Consider the following 18070-nt stretch of genomic DNA (forward strand, 5'->3'; position numbering starts at 1 on the left):
GCGCGGTTCTACCCCCCCGCCTTGCTGGTGTGGCGGTGGTGTTGGGCGCCGGGGGTCCGCCCCCCCCCCCCCCCGCGCCGCCCCCCCCCCCCCCGGGGGCGGGGGGCCGCCCCCCCCCCCCCCCCCCCCCCCCCCCGCTCCCACAAGGTTCAGTGTGGGGTTTTAGTACCGTTTTCAGGCTCGCGGATCTTGTACCAGGCCACATACAAGGCCGGGAGAAACAGCAGCGTCAGCAGCGTTGCACTGATGATGCCGCCAATCATGGCGTAGGCCATCGGCCCCCAGAACACCTCGCGGGCAATCGGGATCATGCCCAGGCTCGCTGCCGCCGCCGTCAGCAGGATAGGCCGGCGCCGGTGATTGGTGGCTTCCAGCACTGCGTCCCAAGGGGCGTAGCCCTGCGCTTCGAATTCGTCGATCTGGGTCACCAGGATCACCGAGTTGCGAATGATGATACCCGCCAGCGCCAGGATGCCGAGGATGGCCACGAAGCCCATCGGCGTACCCGTAGGTATCAGCGCCAGCACCACGCCAATCAGCCCCAGCGGCGCCACGCTGACCACCAGGAACAGCTTCTGCACGCTGTGCAGCTGGATCATCAGGAACGTCGCCATGAGGAACAGCATCAGCGGGATGACCTTGGCGATCGGCCCCTGAGCCTTGCCGCTTTCCTCCACGGTACCGCCAGTGGCCACTTCATACCCGACCGGCAGCTTGCTGGCGAATTCGTCGATATTCGGTTTCAGCAGGGCTACCAGGTCGGTCGGCTGGATGGTGCCGTTGACCGACGCCTTGATGGTGATGGTCGGCTTGCGATCGCGGCGCCACACCAATGGCTGCTCCAGCTCGTAGCGCACGGTGGCGAACGACAGCAGCGGGATCGAGGTGCCATTGGGGGTAAGGATCTGCAGGTTCTGCAGGGTATCGGGCGAACCGCGCTCGCTGTCCTCGGCGCGGGCGACCACGTTGACCAGGTAGATGCTGTCGTTGACCTGGGTGATGTTCACCCCGCTGACGATGCTGTTCATCACATTGGCCACGTCTTCCGACGACAGCCCCAGCTGGCGCGCCTTGTCCTGGGCGATTTCCACGCGCAACACCTTACCAGGCTCGTTCCAGTCGTAGATCATCTCGCCGATATGCTCATTCTGGTTGAGCAAGGTGGCCAGGTCGATGGCATGCTTGCGCACCTCGTCGATACTCGGCCCGCTGACCCGGTACTGGATCGGCCGACCGACCGGTGGGCCCATTTCCAGCGATTGCACGTTGACGCCGACGCCGACGAACTCTTCATGCAGGATTTTCTGCAAACGCTCGATCATGCCCTGGCGCTCTTCGAAGCCCTTGCTGACGATCACCAGCTGCGCGTAATACGGGTTCTGCAACTGCTGGTCGAGGGGCAGGTAGAAGCGGATGGCGCCCTGGCCAATGTAGGTGCTCCAGTGCACCATGTCGGGGTCGTCCTTGATGCGCGCCTCGAAGCGGTCGACCACCTTGCGCGTCTCTTCGATCGACGCGTTTTGCGGCAGGTTCAGGTCGACCAGGATCTCCGGGCGGTCGGACGAGGGGAAGAACTGGTTCTGCACGAAGCGCATGCTGAACAGCGACAGGGCAAAGAGCAGGATGGTGCCAATGATCGTCACCCAGCGGTGGCGCATGCACCACAACAACCCCCCTTCGAACGCTCTGCCGACCCGCCCGGGCTCGGCTGCATGGGCCTTGAGCTTGCTGCTGCTGAGAATGTGCACACCCAGCACCGGAGCGAAGAACACGGCAACGATCCACGACACCACCAAGGCAACGCCGATGACCGCGAACAACGTGTAGGTGTACTCGCCGGCGGAGCTGGCGTTGAGGCCGATCGGCACGAAGCCGGCCACGGTCACCAGGGTGCCGGTGAGCATCGGGAATGCCGTGGAGGTGTAGGCAAAGGTCGCCGCCTGCTCCTTGCTGTCGCCCATTTCCAGCCGGGTGACCATCACCTCCACGGTGATCATCGCATCGTCCACCAGCAGGCCCAGGGCAATGATCAGCGCCCCCAGCGAAATCCGCTGCATGGTGATGCCGCTGTATTCCATGAACACGAACACCATCGCCAGCACTAACGGGATAGAGCAGGCCACCACCAGGCCTGCTCGCATGCCCAGGCTGACAAAGCTTACCGCCAGCACGATCACCACCGCTTCGAACAGCGCGCTGGTGAAGCCACCGACCGCCTCCTTTACCACGACTGCCTGGTCAGAAACGGTGTGCACCCCGACACCGATCGGCAAGTCTTCGATCACCCGGTCCATGCGCTTTTTCAGCGCCGCACCAAACACCTGCATGTTGCCGCCAGCCTTCATGCCGATGGCCAGGCCGATGGCGGTCTGGCCGTTGTAGCGGAACATCGGTGATGGCGGGTCGACGTAGCCGCGTTCGATGTCGGCAATGTCGGCAAGCCGGAAGAAGCGGTCGTTGATCCTCAGGTTGACGGTCTGCAGATCCTTTTCCGAGGCGAACTGCCCGGTGGTGCGCACCGAAATGCGTTCCGGGCCGGCCTCGATCACCCCAGCCGGGGTCACCGCGTTCTGCGCTTGCAGGGCCTGCATGACCTGACGCTGGTCGATTCCCAGCGCGGCCAGTTTGCGGGTGGAGAAGTTCAGGTACAGCACTTCGTCCTGGGTACCGACAAATTCGATCTTGCCGATGTTGGGCACATCGCGCACTTCGGCCCGCGCCTGTTCCACGTAATCGCGCAGCTGACGCAGGGTCAGGCCGTCGGCAGTGAAGGCGTAGATCGAGCCGAACACGTCACCAAACTCGTCGTTGAACCCGGGCCCCTGAATACCGGCGGGGAACTGGCCACGAATGTCCTGGATCTTCTTGCGCACCTGGTACCAGATCTGCGGGATGTCCGCGGCTTTGGTGGTGTCGCGCAGGTACACGTAGACCGTGGACTCACCCGGGCGTGTGTAGCTCTTGGTGTAATCGAGCGAGTCCAGTTCCTCGAGCTTCTTCTCGATGCGATCGGTGACCTGGTTCAGGGTTTCGTCCTGGGTCGCACCGGGCCAGCGAGTCTGGATCACCATGGTCTTGATGGTGAACGACGGGTCTTCTTCACGGCCGAGATTGAAGTACGAGAAAATCCCCATCAACAGGCCGACGAACATCAGGTACCAGACGAACGATTGATGCTTGAGCGCCCACTCGGACAGGTTGAAGCTTCCTTTCATTGCGCATCCTCGTCGAAGGCGACCTTCTGGCCAGGCTTGAGGCTGTTCACGCCTGCAGTCACCACGCGCTCACCGGGCTGCACGCCGGCAGTCAGGATGATGCTGTCAGCCGTACGGTCGATCAGGGTGACGTCGCGGGTGCCCACGGTCTTTTGCTGGGTGTCGATCACCCAGACCTGCGTCTTGCCGTCACGCTCGAGCAAGGCACTCAGGGGCAGCTCGCTGCGTGGGGTTGTTTGCGAGCTCAGGGTTACACTGATCGCGGTACCCAGGTGGAAGGCCGCCGGGGTGCTTGCCAAGGTCAGGCGCGCGCGGCGGGTACGGGTTGTCGGGTCGGCCTGCGGCTCCAGCTCGCGCAGGGTGGCGGTGGTGTTGATGCTCGGGTCGAGCTGCAAGGCGACGGTGAACGTCAGGTCTTTGCTCAGTTGCTCGGCCAGGGCGATTGGCAGGTCGATCACCGCTTCCTTCACATCGGGCCGCGCCAGGGTCACCACGGCCTGGCCGGCGGTGACGGTCTGCCCGGCCTCGGCCTGCCAGGCCGTGATGACTGCCGCATGATCGGTGCGCAGGGTGCTATAGCCGAGCTGGTCCTGCGCCTGGCTGAGAGCCGAGCGGGCCTGTTCCAGTGCCGCAGCGGTGGTTTTCAGGTTGGTCTGGGCGATATCCAGCTGTGCCTGAGCACCGACGCCGCGGTCGAACAGCTGCTGCTGACGGCGGGCATCAGCCTGCGCATTGATCCATTGCGCCTGCACCTTGGCCAGGTCGCCTTCGGCGGCGCGCAGCTGGTTCTGCTGGTCGGTGGGGTCGAGTGTGGCCAGGGTGTCACCTGGTTTGACCTGGGCGCCCACATCCAGCCAACGCCGGGCAATGCGCCCGCCAACCCGGAAGCCCAAGGTGCTTTCGAAGCGCGCTTCGACCAGGCCGGCGAAGCGGCCCAGCTGCGACTGCATCTGCGGCTCTACCTTGACCGACAGTACTGGCCGGATCGGCTCCGGCGCTTCGTGTTCGCTGCCGCAGGCGGCCACCAGCAAGCTAGCCGACAGCATCAGCACGCGTTTCATAACTCACCCCCTGGCGCCTTGGCATCGACCCTCTGTATCTGCATGCCGGGGTGCAGCAGCTGACCACCGGTGACCACCACGGCCTCGCCTGCCTTCAGGCCGCAGGCGACGACGATCTTGCCAGTCAGGTAGCGGCTGACCTCGACCTTGCGCAGTTCGACCTTGTCGCCCTCGCCCACCACCCAGACGGCCGGTTCATGCAGCGCCTTGGTCAACGCCGACCACGGCAGTTCGATGCTTGGCCGGCCCACCGCATTGGTGCTGGCAGTCACCGGCGCGCCCAGCTGCATGCCCGGCGGCACGTCCTTGAGCGCCACCTTGACCTGCACCGTGCCGCTTTGCGCCGACACGGTGGGGGTGATTTCGCGAACAAAGCCGTGAGCCTGGACCTTGGGGTCGTCCAGCAGGCTGACGATGACGCCGGCATCGCTCGGCGGCGCTACCAATAGCGACTCATAGACATTGAATACGGCATCACGGTCGCCGTCGCGGGCCAGGCTGAAGATCGGCATGGTCGCCTGGACGACCTGACCGACCTCGGCCTGGCGCTCGGTGATCACACCGTCGGCTTCGGACACAAGTGCGGTGTAGCTCAGTTGTTCATTGGCATTGGCCAACTGCGCTTGGGCGGCTTTCAGTGCGCTCTGGTCGCTGCGCAGCGCAGCCTGGGCAGAGTCGTATTCGCTTTGGCTGGTGTAACCCTTGGGCAGCAGTTTTTGCTGGCGAACGAAAGCTGCGGCGGTTTGCGTCACACGTGCCTGGGCGGCGAACACTTCGGCCTTGGCCGAATCGACGTTGTTCTGCAGGTCTTTGGGGTCCAGGCGCGCCAGCACCTGGTTGGCCTTGACGTGATCGCCCACGTCGACGCTGCGCGAAATGATCTTGCCGCCGACGCGGAATGACAGGTCGGTCTGCACCCGCGCCTGTACGTCGCCGGTCAGGGTGACCCTGGCAGCGAAATCGGTGGGTGATACCTGTTGCACGCCGACCCGCGGCAGTGTCTCGGTGGTTTCTTCCTTGCTACAGCCTGACAACAGGGACAGCAGCCCCAGGCAAACGACCAACAGCGGACGCATCAACGTCATGCAGGCTCCTTGCTTGCGCGCAAATGATTCTTGAGATGCGACTGTCAGCGTAGTTCAGGGTTCGATAAACGGCACTGACCGGGATCAGCTAGGCAATTTCAGCGACTGTGCGGGTCTCTTCGCGGGCACGCCCGCTCCCACAGGGAGGGCGCAGGCCTTGAAACCTTTAGAGTACCTGTGGGAGCGGGCGTGCCCGCGAAGAGGTCGGCACAGCCACGAATGATCTTTTGCCATATCCAGAAACCATCAACCAGTCGGTAGCGCCAGCTGAGCCGCCAACCTTCGGACGAGGTTCATTTTCAAGGACGATCACAATGTCACTCGCCGAATCGTACCGGCTGCGTCGTGGGCGATTTTCCGAGCCAGGCAGGCTCTACATGCTGACCACCATCACGCACCAGCGACAGCCTCTGTTCCATGATTTCCACCATGCTCGTCTGGTGGTCAAACATTTGCGGATCTCAAATGACATTCAGAATTGCCATTCTCTGGCCTGGGTAGTGATGCCTGACCACTTGCATTGGCTGGTCGAGTTGAAGGAAGTCACCTTGGGCACATTGATGCGCAAGTTCAAATCACGCACAGCCATTGCTTTACGCAAGTCTGGTGTCAGTCACAGGCCGATATGGCAACCGGGATACCACGACCATGCGTTAAGGCGGGAGGAAAGTGTGATACATGTGGCCCGGTACATTGTGGCCAACCCCTTGAGAGCTGGATTGGTCAAGAGTGTCAGGGACTATCCACACTGGGATGCAATATGGCTTTGAATCGGTGTAGGGGCCTTCGCGGACTTGCCCGCTCCCACAGGGATCAACACAGGCCTGAGGCAGTGCTGTCCCTGTGGGAGCGGGTTTACCCGCGAAAGGGCCGGGTCAGGCTGACGCAGCCACCTGCGTCGGGCGACGCACTTGTGGCTGCGAGGCATTGGCCGCCGCACCCTCTTCGATCGCCTGCTGAATCGCCTTGCGACGACGCTCTTCGGCCCGACGGCTGAAGAACCAGACAAAGAAGGTCACCAGCGACACCGACAGCAGGATCAGGCTGGCCACGGCGTTGATCTCGGGCTTCACGCCCAGACGCACCGCCGAGAACACTTCCATCGGCAAGGTAGTCGAGCCAGGGCCGGACACGAAGCTGGCCAGTACCAGGTCGTCCAGCGACAGCGCAAACGACATCATGCCGCCCGCCGCCAGCGACGGCGCGATCATCGGGATGGTGATCAGGAAGAACACCTTCCACGGCTTGGCACCGAGGTCCATCGCCGCTTCCTCGATCGACAGGTCCAGCTCACGCAGGCGCGCCGACACCACCACCGCCACATACGCCGCACAGAACGTGGTGTGGGCGATCCAGATGGTGACGATGCCGCGCTCCTGCGGCCAGCCGATCATCTGCGCCATGGCCACGAACAGCAGCAACAGCGACAGACCGGTAATCACCTCGGGCATGACCAGCGGTGCGGTGACCAGGCCGCCGAACAGCGTGCGGCCCTTGAAGCGGGTGACCCGCGTCAGCACGAAGGCCGCCAGGGTGCCCAGCGCCACCGCCGCCACCGCCGTGTAGCAGGCGATTTCCAGCGAGCGCATCACCGAACCCATCAGCTGGCTGTTGTCGAGCAGGCCGACGTACCACTTCACCGACCAGCCCCCCCACACGGTCACCAGCTTGGAGGCGTTGAACGAATAGATCACCAGGATCAGCATCGGCAGGTAGATGAACAGCAAGCCGAGCACCAGCATCAGCTTGGAGAAACTGAAGCGTTTCATGCGCGGCCCTCCATCTCTTTGGCCTGGCTACGGTTGAACAGCAGGATCGGCACGATCAGGATCGCCAGCATCACCACTGCCAGGGCGGATGCCACCGGCCAGTCACGGTTGTTGAAGAACTCCTGCCACAGCACTTTACCGATCATCAGGGTTTCCGGGCCGCCGAGCAGTTCAGGGATCACGAACTCGCCCACCACCGGGATGAACACCAGCATGCAGCCGGCGATGATGCCGTTCTTCGACAGCGGCACGGTGATCTTCCAGAAGCTGTTGAAGGTGCTCGAACCCAGGTCCGATGCGGCTTCAAGCAGGCTCTGGTCGTGCTTCACCAGGTTGGCGAACAACGGCAGGATCATGAACGGCAGGTACGAATAGACCACGCCGATGTACACCGCCAGGTTGGTGTTGAGGATCTGCAACGGTTGATCGATCAGCCCGGTCCACAGCAGGAAGCCGTTGAGCAGCCCGTTGTTGCTGAGGATGCCCATCCAGGCATAGACGCGGATCAGGATCGCGGTCCAGGTCGGCATCATGATCAGCAGCAGCAGGACCGTCTGGGTCTCCTTCTTGGCATTGGCGATGGCGTAGGCCATCGGGTAGCCGATCAGCAGGCACAGCAGGGTGCTGAAGAAGGCCATCTTCAGTGAGCCCAGATAGGCCGATATGTACAGTTCATCCTCGGTCAACAGGCCGTAGTTGGCCAGGTTGAGCACCAGCTGGATCTTGTCTTCGACGTAGCTGTAGATCTCCGTGTATGGCGGGATCGCCACATCGGCTTCAGCGAAGCTGATCTTCAGCACGATGAAGAACGGCAGCATGAAGAACAGGAACAGCCAGATGAACGGCACGCCGATCACCAAGTGCCGCCCCTCCGGGGTAAGGCGCTGGAAGGCTCGCTTGAGCTTGCGCAGTTTCATGACCGCAGTACCACGCCGCTGTCGTCTTCCCACCACACGAACACTTCATCGCCCCAGGTCGGGCGGGTGCCCTGGCGTTCGGCGTTGGCAACGAACGACTGGACGATCTTGCCGCTCGGCAGCTCGACGTAGAACACCGAGTGGCCGCCCAGGTAGGCGATATCGTGGACCTTGCCGCGCGACCAGTTGTGCTCGAAGTCCGGCTGGCTGGTGGTGACCAGCAGCTTTTCCGGGCGCAGAGCGTAGGTGATGTGCTTGTCTTCCACCGAGGTGGTGATGCCGTGGCCGACGTAGATCTTGCGCTCCAGCTCCGGGCTGGCAATGATCGCATGGCCTTCGGCGTCATCGACCACGTCACCTTCGAACAGGTTGACGTTGCCGATGAATTCGCACACCAGGCGGCTGGTAGGCGTCTCGTAGATATCCACAGGCGAGCCGATCTGGGCGATCCAGCCCAGGTGCATGATGGCGATGCGCTGGGCCATGGTCATGGCCTCTTCCTGGTCGTGGGTCACCATCACGCAGGTCACACCCACGCGCTCGATGATCTCGACCAGCTCAAGCTGCATCTGCGAACGCAATTTCTTGTCCAACGCGCCCATTGGCTCGTCGAGCAGCAGCAGCTTGGGGCGCTTGGCCAGGGAACGGGCCAGGGCTACCCGCTGGCGCTGGCCACCGGAGAGCTGGTGAGGTTTGCGCTTGGCGTACTGGGTCATGTGCACCAGCTTGAGCATCTCGGCCACGCGGGCGTCGATCTCGGCCTTGGGCATCTTGTCCTGCTGCAGGCCGAAGGCGATGTTCTGTGCCACGGTCATGTGCGGGAACAGCGCGTAGGACTGGAACATCATGTTGATCGGCCGCTCGTACGGCGGCATGTCGGTGATGTCGACGCCATCGAGGAAGATCCGCCCTTCAGTCGGGCGCTCGAAGCCGGCCAGCATGCGCAGCAAGGTCGATTTGCCGGAACCGGAGCCACCCAGCAGGGCGAAGATCTCGCCTTTGCGGATTTCCAGGGACACATCGTCCACGGCGACCGTTTCGTCGAACTTTTTTGTAACCCGATCGATCTTGACCAGCACCTGCTTGGGTTGCTGGCCACCCTCGAGGGCTTTTTTATAGGCACCGGAGGCAACTGCCATGAGTGAAACTCCCAACAAGATTTTTGTGCCCGTGCGGCCTGTGTTCCAGGTACCGCAACGGGTCTGGATGATTACTTGCCCGACTTGACCTTGGTCCAGCTGCGGGTCATCAGGCGCTGCACTTTGGGCGGCAGCTCTGAGTTCACGAACATCTTGTCCAGCACTTCCTGCGGTGGGTAAACCGCGGCGTCAGTCCTCACGGCCTGGTCCATCAGGTCGCCAGCCTTGGGGTTCGGGTTGGCGTAACCGACGTAATCACTGACCTGGGCGATAACCTCAGGTTTCAGCAAATAGTTGATGAAGGCATGGGCCTCCTTGACGTTCTTGGCGTCCTTGGGGATCGCCAGCACGTCGAACCAGAGGTTGCCGCCTTCCTTGGGAATGGCGTAGGCCAGGTTAACGCCCTTCTTCGCTTCTTCAGCGCGGGCCTTGGCCTGGAACACATCACCCGAGAAACCTGCCGCGACGCAGATGTCGCCGTTGGCCAGGTCGGTGATGTACTTGGACGAGTGGAAGTAGGTCACGTACGGGCGCACGGCCAGCAGCTTCTGCTCGGCCTTGGCGTAATCCTTGGGGTCGGTGCTGTTGGGGTTGAGCCCCATGTAGTTGAGCACCGCCGGGAGCATTTCGTCCGCCGAGTCGAGGAAGGCCACGCCGCACTTGGACAGCTTCTTCATGTTCTCGGGTTCGAACAGCACGGCCCAGGAGTCGATGGTGTCCACGCCCAGCGCGGCCTTGACCTTGTCGACGTTGTAACCGATGCCGTTGGTGCCCCACAGGTAAGGCACAGCGTACTGGTTGCCCGGGTCGTTCTTTTCCAGGCGTTTCATCAGCGCCGGGTCAAGATTGGAATAATTGGGCAGCAGCTTCTTGTCGAGCTTCTGGAACGCGCCCGCCTTGATCTGCTTGCCGAGGAAATGGTTGGACGGCACCACCACGTCATAGCCGGTGTTGCCGGCCAGCAGCTTGCCTTCCAGGGTTTCGTTGGAATCGAAAACGTCTTGCACGGGCTTGATGCCCGTTGCCTTTTCGAAGTCCGCGAGAGTGTTCGGGCCGATATAGTCCGACCAGTTGTAGAAGTGCACCGTAGGCGCCGCTTGGACGCTGCATGCCAGCGTCAGGCCCGCTCCGGCCATCAAGGCTTTGCGGATTACAGAAATAGACAAGTGGGGGGTCCTCACAATCAGTGCCTGGGTAGCGACAATGCTGCCGCACACGCAAAACCGGCGCGCAACTTACCTTCGCAGCTTCGATGCCGCAATCATCAATTGCCTTTCACTGGCTCTGAGCCGGAAAACCCCGGCCCAGAGCACTCGCATCGGGGCTATTTGCCCGATTTGATCTTGGTCCAGCTGCGGGTGATCACACGCTGTACAGAAGCATCAGGCGCAGCGATTGCGTACAGCTGCTTCTTCACTTCTGCAGGCGGGTAGATGCTCGGGTCGCTGGTGATGTCTTTGTCGACGAACTGTGTGGCGGCAGCGTTGCCGTTCGGGAAGCGCACGGCGTTGGTGATCTCGGCCATGACTTCCGGCTGCAGCAGGAAGTTCATGAACTGGTAGGCGGCATCCTTGTGCTCGGCGTCTTTAGGGATGGCAACCATGTCGTAGAAGGTACCGGCACCTTCCTTCGGAATCACGTAGTCCACTTTGACCTTGTCGCCAGCTTCGTGGGCGCGGGCCTTGGACTGCTCCAGGTCACCCGAGTAACCGACGGCCACGCAGATGTTGCCGTTGGCCATGTCACCGATGTACTTGGAGGAGTGGAAGTAGGTGATCGAAGGACGGATCTTGAGGAACAGGTCCTCGGCGGCCTTCAGGTCTTCTTTCTTGGTGCTGTTGCTTGGCAGGCCCAGGTAGTGCAGCGCGGCCGGCAGCATTTCGGTAGGGGCATCCAGGAAGCTCACGCCGCAGCTCTTTAGCTTGGCGATGTTCTCAGGCTTGAACACGGCATCCCACGAGTCGATGTGGTCCACGCCCAGCGCAGCCTTGACCTTCTCCGGGTTGTAGCCGATGCCGATCGAGCCCCACATGTACGGGAAGGCGTGCTTGTTGTCCTTGTCGCTGGCATCGCCCACGGCCTTGAGCAGGTCCGGGTCGAGGTTTTTCCAGTTCGACAGTTTGGAGCGATCCAGCTCTTCGTAAACGCCAGCTTTGATCTGCTTGGCCAGGAAGTTGTTCGACGGCACGACGATGTCGTAGCCGGACTTGCCTGCCAGCAGCTTGGCTTCCAGGGTTTCGTTGCTGTCGAAGACGTCGTATTTGACCTTGATACCGGTCTGTTTCTCGAACTTGGCGATGGTGTCCGGAGCGATGTAGTCCGACCAGTTGTAGACGTTCAACACCTTGTCTTCAGCCTGAACAGCGGAGGCCATGGCACCCATCAGGGCTGCGGCCAGCAACGTCTTGCCCATTTTATTCATGCGTAATGCTCCAGAATTTTTATGTTAGCAACTGTCCAGCAGCCAGAACCCACGGTGCAGAGCGCGCGGCGACTGAAACAGTCGCTAGTCTGGCAAGTTACAAGGCTCTGTTTCAAGGAAAGCAGAGCCATGTAACGACTTAATGTCACATCGCTAGCCTAGCAGGCGCTTATCGGATCGCCTCCAAGGTCAAATCGAGGCATTTGCGCGCCTTTTCCACCAGTTCATCCACCTCGGCGTGGCTGATCACCAGCGGCGGGGCGATGATCATGGTGTCACCCACCGCGCGCATGATCAGGCCGTTTTCGAAGCAGAAGTTGCGGCATACCATGCCGACCCCTTTGCCCTCGTAACGGCTGCGGGTCGCCTTGTCCTTGACCAGCTCGATCGCACCGAGCATGCCCAGGCCGCGCACCTCGCCCACCAGCGGATGGTCCTGCAGCTCACGCAGACGCTTTTGCAAGTAGGGTGCCACTTCCGTGCGCGCTTTCTCGACGATCTTCTCGTCGCGCAGTATGCGCAGGTTTTCCAGGCCCACCGCCGCTGCCACCGGGTGGCCGGAATAGGTGAAGCCGTGGTTGAAGTCACCGCCTTCGCTGATCACCTTGGCCACCTTGTCACGCACGATCACACCGCCCATGGGGATGTAACCGGAAGTGAGGCCCTTGGCGATGGTCATCAGGTCGGGCTTGAGGTCGTAATAGTCGGAGCCGAACCACTCGCCGGTGCGGCCGAAGCCACAGATCACTTCGTCGGCGACGAACAGGATGTCGTACTTCGCCAGGATCTCCTTGACCTTGGGCCAGTAGGTCTCAGGCGGAATGATCACCCCGCCGGCGCCCTGGATAGGCTCGGCGATGAAGGCAGCGACGTTGTCTTCGCCGACTTCCAGAATCTTCTTCTCCAGCTGCTCGGCAGCCCACACCCCGAACGCGTCCGGGTCCATGTCACCGCCTTCGCCGAACCAGTACGGCTGTGGAATATGCACGATGCCCGGGATCGGCAAGCCGCCCTGCTCGTGCATGCCACTCATGCCACCCAGGCAAGCACCAGCGAAGGTGGAACCGTGGTAGCCGTTGATGCGGCCGATGATGGTCTGCTTGTGCGGCTTGCCCTTCAGCGCCCAGTAGTGGCGCACCATGCGCAGCACGGTGTCGTTGCCTTCGGAGCCGGAACCGGTGAAGAACACATGGGTCATGCCCTCGGGCGCCACGTCGGTGATCGCCTTGGCCAGCTCCAGGGCCGGCGGGTGAGCGGTCTGGAAGAACAGGTTGTAGTACGGCAGCTCGCGCATCTGCTTTTCTGCTGCCTGCACCAGTTCTTCACGGCCATAGCCGACCGCCACGCACCACAGGCCGGCCATGCCGTCGAGGATCTTGTGCCCCTCGCTGTCCCACAAATGCACACCCTGGGCCTTGGTGATGATGCGCGGCCCCTTCTCCTTCAGCTGCTTGTAGTCAGAGAAGGGTGCAAGGTGGTGCTCGCCGCTCAGGTTTTGCCATTCACGGGTTTGCGGGTTGTTGACGCTCATGTGCCTCTCCATTTTCCGGCGGCCGCATCCGCGGCCTCAGGGTTGATCAGACAGCGAATAACAGGAACTCACGCTCCCAGGAGCTGATGACGCGCTTGAAGTTCTCGTGCTCGGCGCGCTTGGTGGCGACGTAGCCGGTGATGAACTTCTTGCCCAGGTACTGCACCAGTGCACGGCTGATTTCCATGCGCTCGAGGGCGTCCTCGATGGTCAGCGGCAGGCGCAGGTTGCGGCGCTCGTAGCCACGGCCCTGGACCGGTGCGCTGGCTTCGATGCCCTCGACCATGCCGATATAGCCGCATAGCAGGCTGGCGGCGATGGCCAGGTAAGGGTTGGCGTCGGCACCCGGCAGGCGGTTCTCGACACGGCGGTTTTGCGGGCCGGCATCCGGTACGCGCAGGCCGACGGTGCGGTTCTCCTCGCCCCACTCGACGTTCACCGGCGCCGAAGTGTCGGGCAGGAAGCGGCGGAACGAGTTGACGTTGGGGGCGAATAGCGGCAGCGCTTCGGGGATGAACTTCTGCAGGCCACCGATGTGGTGCAGGAACAGCTCGCTCATGCTGCCGTCTGGATTACTGAAGATGTTCTTGCCGGTGACCACGTCGACCACGCTCTGGTGCAGGTGCATGGCGCTGCCCGGCTCGCCGGTCATCGGCTTGGCCATGAAGGTGGCGGCGACGTTGTGCTTGAGCGCAGCTTCACGCATGGTGCGCTTGAACACCAGGATCTGGTCGGCGAGGTGCAGGGCATCGCCGTGACGGAAGTTGATCTCCATCTGCGCCGTGCCGTCTTCGTGGATCAGCGTATCGAGGTCCAGGCGCTGCAACTCGCACCAGTCATAGACGTCTTCGAACAGCGGGTCGAACTCGTTGGCGGCTTCGATCGAGAACGACTGGCGGCCGGTTTCCGGGCGGCCAGAACGGCCGACTGGCGGCTGCAGCGGGAAGTCCGGGTCTTCGCTGCGCTTGGTCAGGTAGAACTCCATCTCCGGCGCGACGATCGGCTGCCAGCCCTTGTCGGCATACAGCTTGAGGACTTTCTTCAGGACGTTGCGCGGCGACAGCTCGACCGGGTTGCCCTTCTTGTCGTAGGTGTCGTGGATCACCTGGGCGGTCGGCTCGATGGCCCACGGCACCAGAAACACGGCGTCCTGGTCGGGACGGCAGATCATGTCGATGTCGGCCGGGTCGAGCAGGTCGTAATAGATGTCGTCGTCGACATAATCACCGGTTACGGTCTGCAGCAGCACGCTTTCGGGCAGGCGCATGCCTTTTTCGGCGATGAATTTGTTGGTCGGCGAGATCTTGCCGCGGGTGATGCCGGTCAGGTCGCTGATCAGGCATTCGACTTCGGTGATCTTGTGCTCTTTCAACCAATCGGTGAGCTGGTCGAGGTTGTTACTCATAGATACCTCAGGAGGTAAAGTGGTCAGCGCCCTGATTCTGGATGGAGAAGATTGCTAAAGCAAAAACCCACGCGCAGCCGCACTGTGGATACACTGAAAACAAGCGTGTCCGTAGTGGAATCAAAGGGCAGGAAGACGAGAAGAGCAACGAAAAAGCGTTACGAGGTGAGGTCCACGGGCGCGAAGCGTCAATTATTGCGGCCATGCAGGCCACAGCTCGACGGACGCGTGCGGGAACGGCAGGGATACCCGACTGCACTGCGCAGGCAGCGCGTTCAGGTCGCGACAAGCGGACCATGTGACCCTCGTATTATTGTGTTCTGGGTTGAGTCCGAGCTTAGCTTTGTTAATTTTTTTACACAACACCTCCGTAAAAAATAAAACACGGCATGTCGGAGATAGCCCTTTGTGAGGGAAATAGCGGATAATGGCACGCCCCGATATGCAGCAAATCTGCCGTTGATGTGCCATTTCGAGGCATCATGGGGTTGGCTTGACATCAGTTTGTCTTTTCGATTGACTGGTCCTGCAAGCCCCCCTTGATTGATATTTTTAACAACAAAGGTGTTGCATCATGTCGGTACCCCCGCGTGCCGTTCAGCTTAACGAAGCGAACGCGTTCCTTAAGGAACATCCTGAGGTTCTCTACGTTGACCTTCTGATTGCAGATATGAATGGTGTGGTGCGTGGCAAGCGCATTGAGCGCACCAGCCTCCACAAGGTTTACGAGAAAGGCATCAACCTGCCTGCCTCCCTCTTCGCCCTCGACATCAACGGCTCCACCGTTGAAAGCACCGGGCTGGGCCTGGATATCGGCGATGCTGACCGCATCTGCTATCCAATTCCCGACACGCTCTGTAATGAGCCGTGGCAGAAGCGCCCTACCGCCCAGCTGCTGATGACCATGCACGAACTGGAAGGCGAGCCGTTCTTCGCCGACCCGCGCGAAGTGCTGCGCCAGGTGGTGAGCAAGTTCGATGACCTGGGCCTGACCATCTGCGCCGCATTCGAACTGGAGTTCTACCTGATCGACCAGGAGAACGTGAACGGCCGTCCGCAGCCGCCACGCTCGCCAATCTCGGGCAAGCGCCCGCAGTCGACCCAGGTGTACCTGATCGACGACCTCGACGAATATGCCGACTGCCTGCAGGACATCCTGGAAGGCGCGAAAGAGCAAGGCATCCCGGCCGACGCCATCGTCAAGGAAAGCGCCCCGGCGCAGTTCGAAGTCAACCTGCACCACGTCGCCGACCCGCTCAAGGCCTGTGACTACGCAGTACTGCTCAAGCGGTTGATCAAGAACATCGCCTACGACCATGAAATGGACACCACCTTCATGGCCAAGCCCTACCCGGGCCAGGCAGGCAACGGCCTGCATGTACACATCTCCGTGCTGGACAAAGATGGCAACAACATCTTCACCAGCGAGGATCCCGAGCAGAACGCCGCGCTACGTCATGCTGTCGGCGGTGTGCTCGAGACCCTGCCCGCGTCCATGGCGTTCCTCTGCCCTAACGTCAACTCGTACCGCCGTTTCGGCGCGCAGTTCTACGTGCCGAACGCGCCGAGCTGGGGCCTGGACAACCGTACCGTGGCCTTGCGCGTGCCTACCGGTTCCGCAGATGCCGTGCGGATCGAGCACCGTGTAGCCGGCGCCGATGCCAACCCGTACCTGATGATGGCCGCCGTGCTGGCAGGCGTGCACCATGGCCTGACCAACAAGGTCGAGCCAGGCACGCCGATTGAAGGCAACTCGTACGAGCAGCTGGAACAGAGCCTGCCGAACAACCTGCGCGATGCCCTGCGCGAGCTGGACGACAGCGAGATCCTCAACAAATACATCGATCCGAAGTACATCGACATCTTCGTCGCGTGCAAGGAGAGCGAGCTGGAGGAGTTCGAGCACTCGATCTCCGACCTCGAGTACAACTGGTACCTGCATACCGTGTAAGCCAAAACGCCGCCCCTATTGTGGGAGCGGCCTTGCGTCGCGAAAGGGCCGCAAAGCGGCCCCAGCGATATTGGCTGGATGCGCATATCCAGGGGGCGCTTCGCACCCCTTTCGCGACGCAAGGCCGCTCCCACAAGGGCCGCGCTTCAGGTTTACAGAGACTTCTCGAAAATCTTCGAATTACGCTGGTAGTTGTACAGCGAAGCCCTCGCCGCCGGCAGGCGCTCAACGCCGCTAGGCGCAAACCCGCGTTCGCGGAACCAGTGCGCCGTCCGGGTGGTAAGCACGAACAAGGTGTTCAACCCCATCTGCTTCGCTCGCCCCTCAATGCGTTCGAGCAGCTCATCCCCACGCCCGCCATGGCGATACTCCGGGTTCACCGCCAGGCACGCCAGTTCGCCCGCCTGGGAATCTGCAATCGGGTACAGCGCCGCACAGGCAATGATCATCCCTTCGCGCTCGACCACGCTGAACTGCTCGATCTCCCGCTCCAGCACCTCGCGTGAACGACGTACCAGAATGCCCTGCTCTTCCAGCGGGCTGATCAGCTCCAGCAAGCCACCGACATCGTCGATGGTCGCCTCGCGCACCACCTCGAACTGTTCCTGCGACACCAGCGTACCGCCACCTTCGCGGGTGAACAGCTCGGTCAACAACGCACCGTCCTCGGCATAACTGACGATATGGCTACGCGCCACACCACCTTTGCAGGCCTCGGCAGCGGCATCCAGCAGCTCGCCCTGGTAATCGCTGCCCAGACGCGCCAGGTGCGGTGCTATCTGTTGCGGACGCAGTTCACGCACCAGCTTGCCGCTTTCGTCCAGCAGGCCGGGCTCGGCACCGAACAGCAGCAGCTTGTCGGCACCCAGCTCGATGGCAGCGCGGGTGGCGACGTCTTCACAGGCCAGGTTGAAGATTTCTCCGGTGGGCGAATAGCCCAGCGGCGACAGCAGTACGATGGAGCGCTCGTCGAGCAGGCGGCTGATACCTTTGCGATCGACCCGGCGCACTTCGCCGGTGTGGTGGTAGTCCACCCCTTCAAGCACGCCGATCGGCCGCGCAGTGACCAGGTTGCCGGAGGCCACGCGCAGGCGCGAGCCCTGCATCGGCGAGGCGGCGATGTCCATCGACAGGCGCGCCTCGATGGCCAGGCGCAGGGCACCAACGGCGTCGATCACACAATCCAGGGTGGCGGCATCGGTAATACGCATGCCCCGGTGGTAGTGCGGGGTCAGGCCACGATCGGCCAGACGGCCCTCGATCTGCGGGCGCGAACCATGCACCAGCACCAGGCGCACGCCCAGACTGTGCAGCAGCACCAGGTCGTGAACGATATTGCCGAAATTCGGGTGTTCAACCCCATCGCCTGGGAGCATGACCACGAAGGTGCAGTCGCGATGGGCATTGATGTACGGGGAGGCATGACGCAGCCAGTTGACGTATTCGGGCATGACAGGGCCTGTGGATAAAGTGGACGGAGAACGGTGAATCACACGGCGTTCAGGATCATCGTCGGAACAGGCTTGCGGTCACGCGCGGTCTCCTCTAGGCAAGAACGAATCAACAGGGTGGACG

The 18070-nt window shown here is 61.8% G+C and carries 13 protein-coding genes; 2 read left to right on the forward strand and 11 right to left on the reverse strand.

The window, feature by feature from the left end; all coding sequences use genetic code 11:
• Positions 1-149: 149 nt before the first annotated feature.
• From ACIPW4_RS10035 to ACIPW4_RS10045, 3 genes are read right to left on the reverse strand one after another with little or no spacing between them, the layout of a single operon-like run.
• Positions 150-3215 carry an efflux RND transporter permease subunit gene (locus ACIPW4_RS10035; RefSeq protein ID WP_400657178.1) on the reverse strand — a complete coding sequence of 1022 codons (3066 nt, stop codon included), beginning with the start codon at positions 3213-3215 and terminating at the stop codon, positions 150-152.
• A complete protein-coding gene (locus ACIPW4_RS10040) occupies positions 3212-4276 on the reverse strand; it encodes an efflux RND transporter periplasmic adaptor subunit (RefSeq protein WP_400657180.1) in 1065 nt (354 codons plus the stop codon). Before ACIPW4_RS10040 ends, ACIPW4_RS10035 begins: the two co-directional genes overlap by 4 nt.
• The gene (locus tag ACIPW4_RS10045; protein ID WP_400657182.1) at positions 4273-5361 is read right to left on the reverse strand and encodes an efflux RND transporter periplasmic adaptor subunit; all 1089 of its coding nucleotides are present in this window, start codon (positions 5359-5361) and stop codon (positions 4273-4275) included. Before ACIPW4_RS10045 ends, ACIPW4_RS10040 begins: the two co-directional genes overlap by 4 nt.
• Before the next feature lie 314 nt (positions 5362-5675).
• On the opposite strand from ACIPW4_RS10045, the gene ACIPW4_RS10050 reads away from it, so the two are divergent.
• Positions 5676-6131 (forward strand): REP-associated tyrosine transposase, encoded by a 456-nt coding sequence (locus ACIPW4_RS10050; RefSeq protein WP_400657184.1) that lies wholly within the window; start codon positions 5676-5678, stop codon positions 6129-6131.
• Positions 6132-6236: 105 nt separating this feature from the next.
• Here ACIPW4_RS10050 and ACIPW4_RS10055 read toward each other — a convergent pair whose 3' ends face one another.
• The 7 genes from ACIPW4_RS10055 to ACIPW4_RS10085 form a co-directional block, all read right to left on the reverse strand.
• Positions 6237-7130, reverse strand: a complete 894-nt coding sequence (locus ACIPW4_RS10055; RefSeq protein ID WP_400657186.1) for an ABC transporter permease subunit — start codon at positions 7128-7130, stop codon at positions 6237-6239.
• Positions 7127-8047 carry an ABC transporter permease subunit gene (locus tag ACIPW4_RS10060; protein WP_400657189.1) on the reverse strand — a complete coding sequence of 307 codons (921 nt, stop codon included), beginning with the start codon at positions 8045-8047 and terminating at the stop codon, positions 7127-7129. Before ACIPW4_RS10060 ends, ACIPW4_RS10055 begins: the two co-directional genes overlap by 4 nt.
• Positions 8044-9186 (reverse strand): polyamine ABC transporter ATP-binding protein, encoded by a 1143-nt coding sequence (gene potA, locus ACIPW4_RS10065; RefSeq protein WP_400657191.1) that lies wholly within the window; start codon positions 9184-9186, stop codon positions 8044-8046. Before potA ends, ACIPW4_RS10060 begins: the two co-directional genes overlap by 4 nt.
• A 71-nt stretch (positions 9187-9257) precedes the next feature.
• On the reverse strand, positions 9258-10352 hold the full coding sequence (locus ACIPW4_RS10070) for a polyamine ABC transporter substrate-binding protein (RefSeq protein WP_400657193.1): 1095 nt from the start codon (positions 10350-10352) through the stop codon (positions 9258-9260).
• Between the two features lie 158 nt (positions 10353-10510).
• Positions 10511-11608, reverse strand: coding sequence for a polyamine ABC transporter substrate-binding protein (locus tag ACIPW4_RS10075; protein ID WP_400657196.1), 1098 nt, complete (start codon positions 11606-11608; stop codon positions 10511-10513).
• A gap of 169 nt (positions 11609-11777) precedes the next feature.
• Positions 11778-13139 carry an aspartate aminotransferase family protein gene (locus ACIPW4_RS10080; RefSeq protein WP_400657199.1) on the reverse strand — a complete coding sequence of 454 codons (1362 nt, stop codon included), beginning with the start codon at positions 13137-13139 and terminating at the stop codon, positions 11778-11780.
• A 46-nt stretch (positions 13140-13185) separates the two neighbouring features.
• On the reverse strand, positions 13186-14544 hold the full coding sequence (locus tag ACIPW4_RS10085; RefSeq protein WP_400657201.1) for a glutamine synthetase family protein: 1359 nt from the start codon (positions 14542-14544) through the stop codon (positions 13186-13188).
• A gap of 574 nt (positions 14545-15118) precedes the next feature.
• On the opposite strand from ACIPW4_RS10085, the gene ACIPW4_RS10090 reads away from it, so the two are divergent.
• Positions 15119-16495, forward strand: a complete 1377-nt coding sequence (locus ACIPW4_RS10090; RefSeq protein ID WP_400657203.1) for a glutamine synthetase family protein — start codon at positions 15119-15121, stop codon at positions 16493-16495.
• Positions 16496-16647: 152 nt separating this feature from the next.
• Here the strand turns inward: ACIPW4_RS10090 and argA are convergent, their stop codons facing one another.
• Positions 16648-17946 carry an amino-acid N-acetyltransferase gene (argA, locus tag ACIPW4_RS10095; protein ID WP_400657206.1) on the reverse strand — a complete coding sequence of 433 codons (1299 nt, stop codon included), beginning with the start codon at positions 17944-17946 and terminating at the stop codon, positions 16648-16650.
• Positions 17947-18070 lie beyond the last annotated feature (124 nt).

The organism is Pseudomonas sp. NPDC089996 (genome assembly GCF_044748405.1).
Classification (GTDB): domain Bacteria; phylum Pseudomonadota; class Gammaproteobacteria; order Pseudomonadales; family Pseudomonadaceae; genus Aquipseudomonas.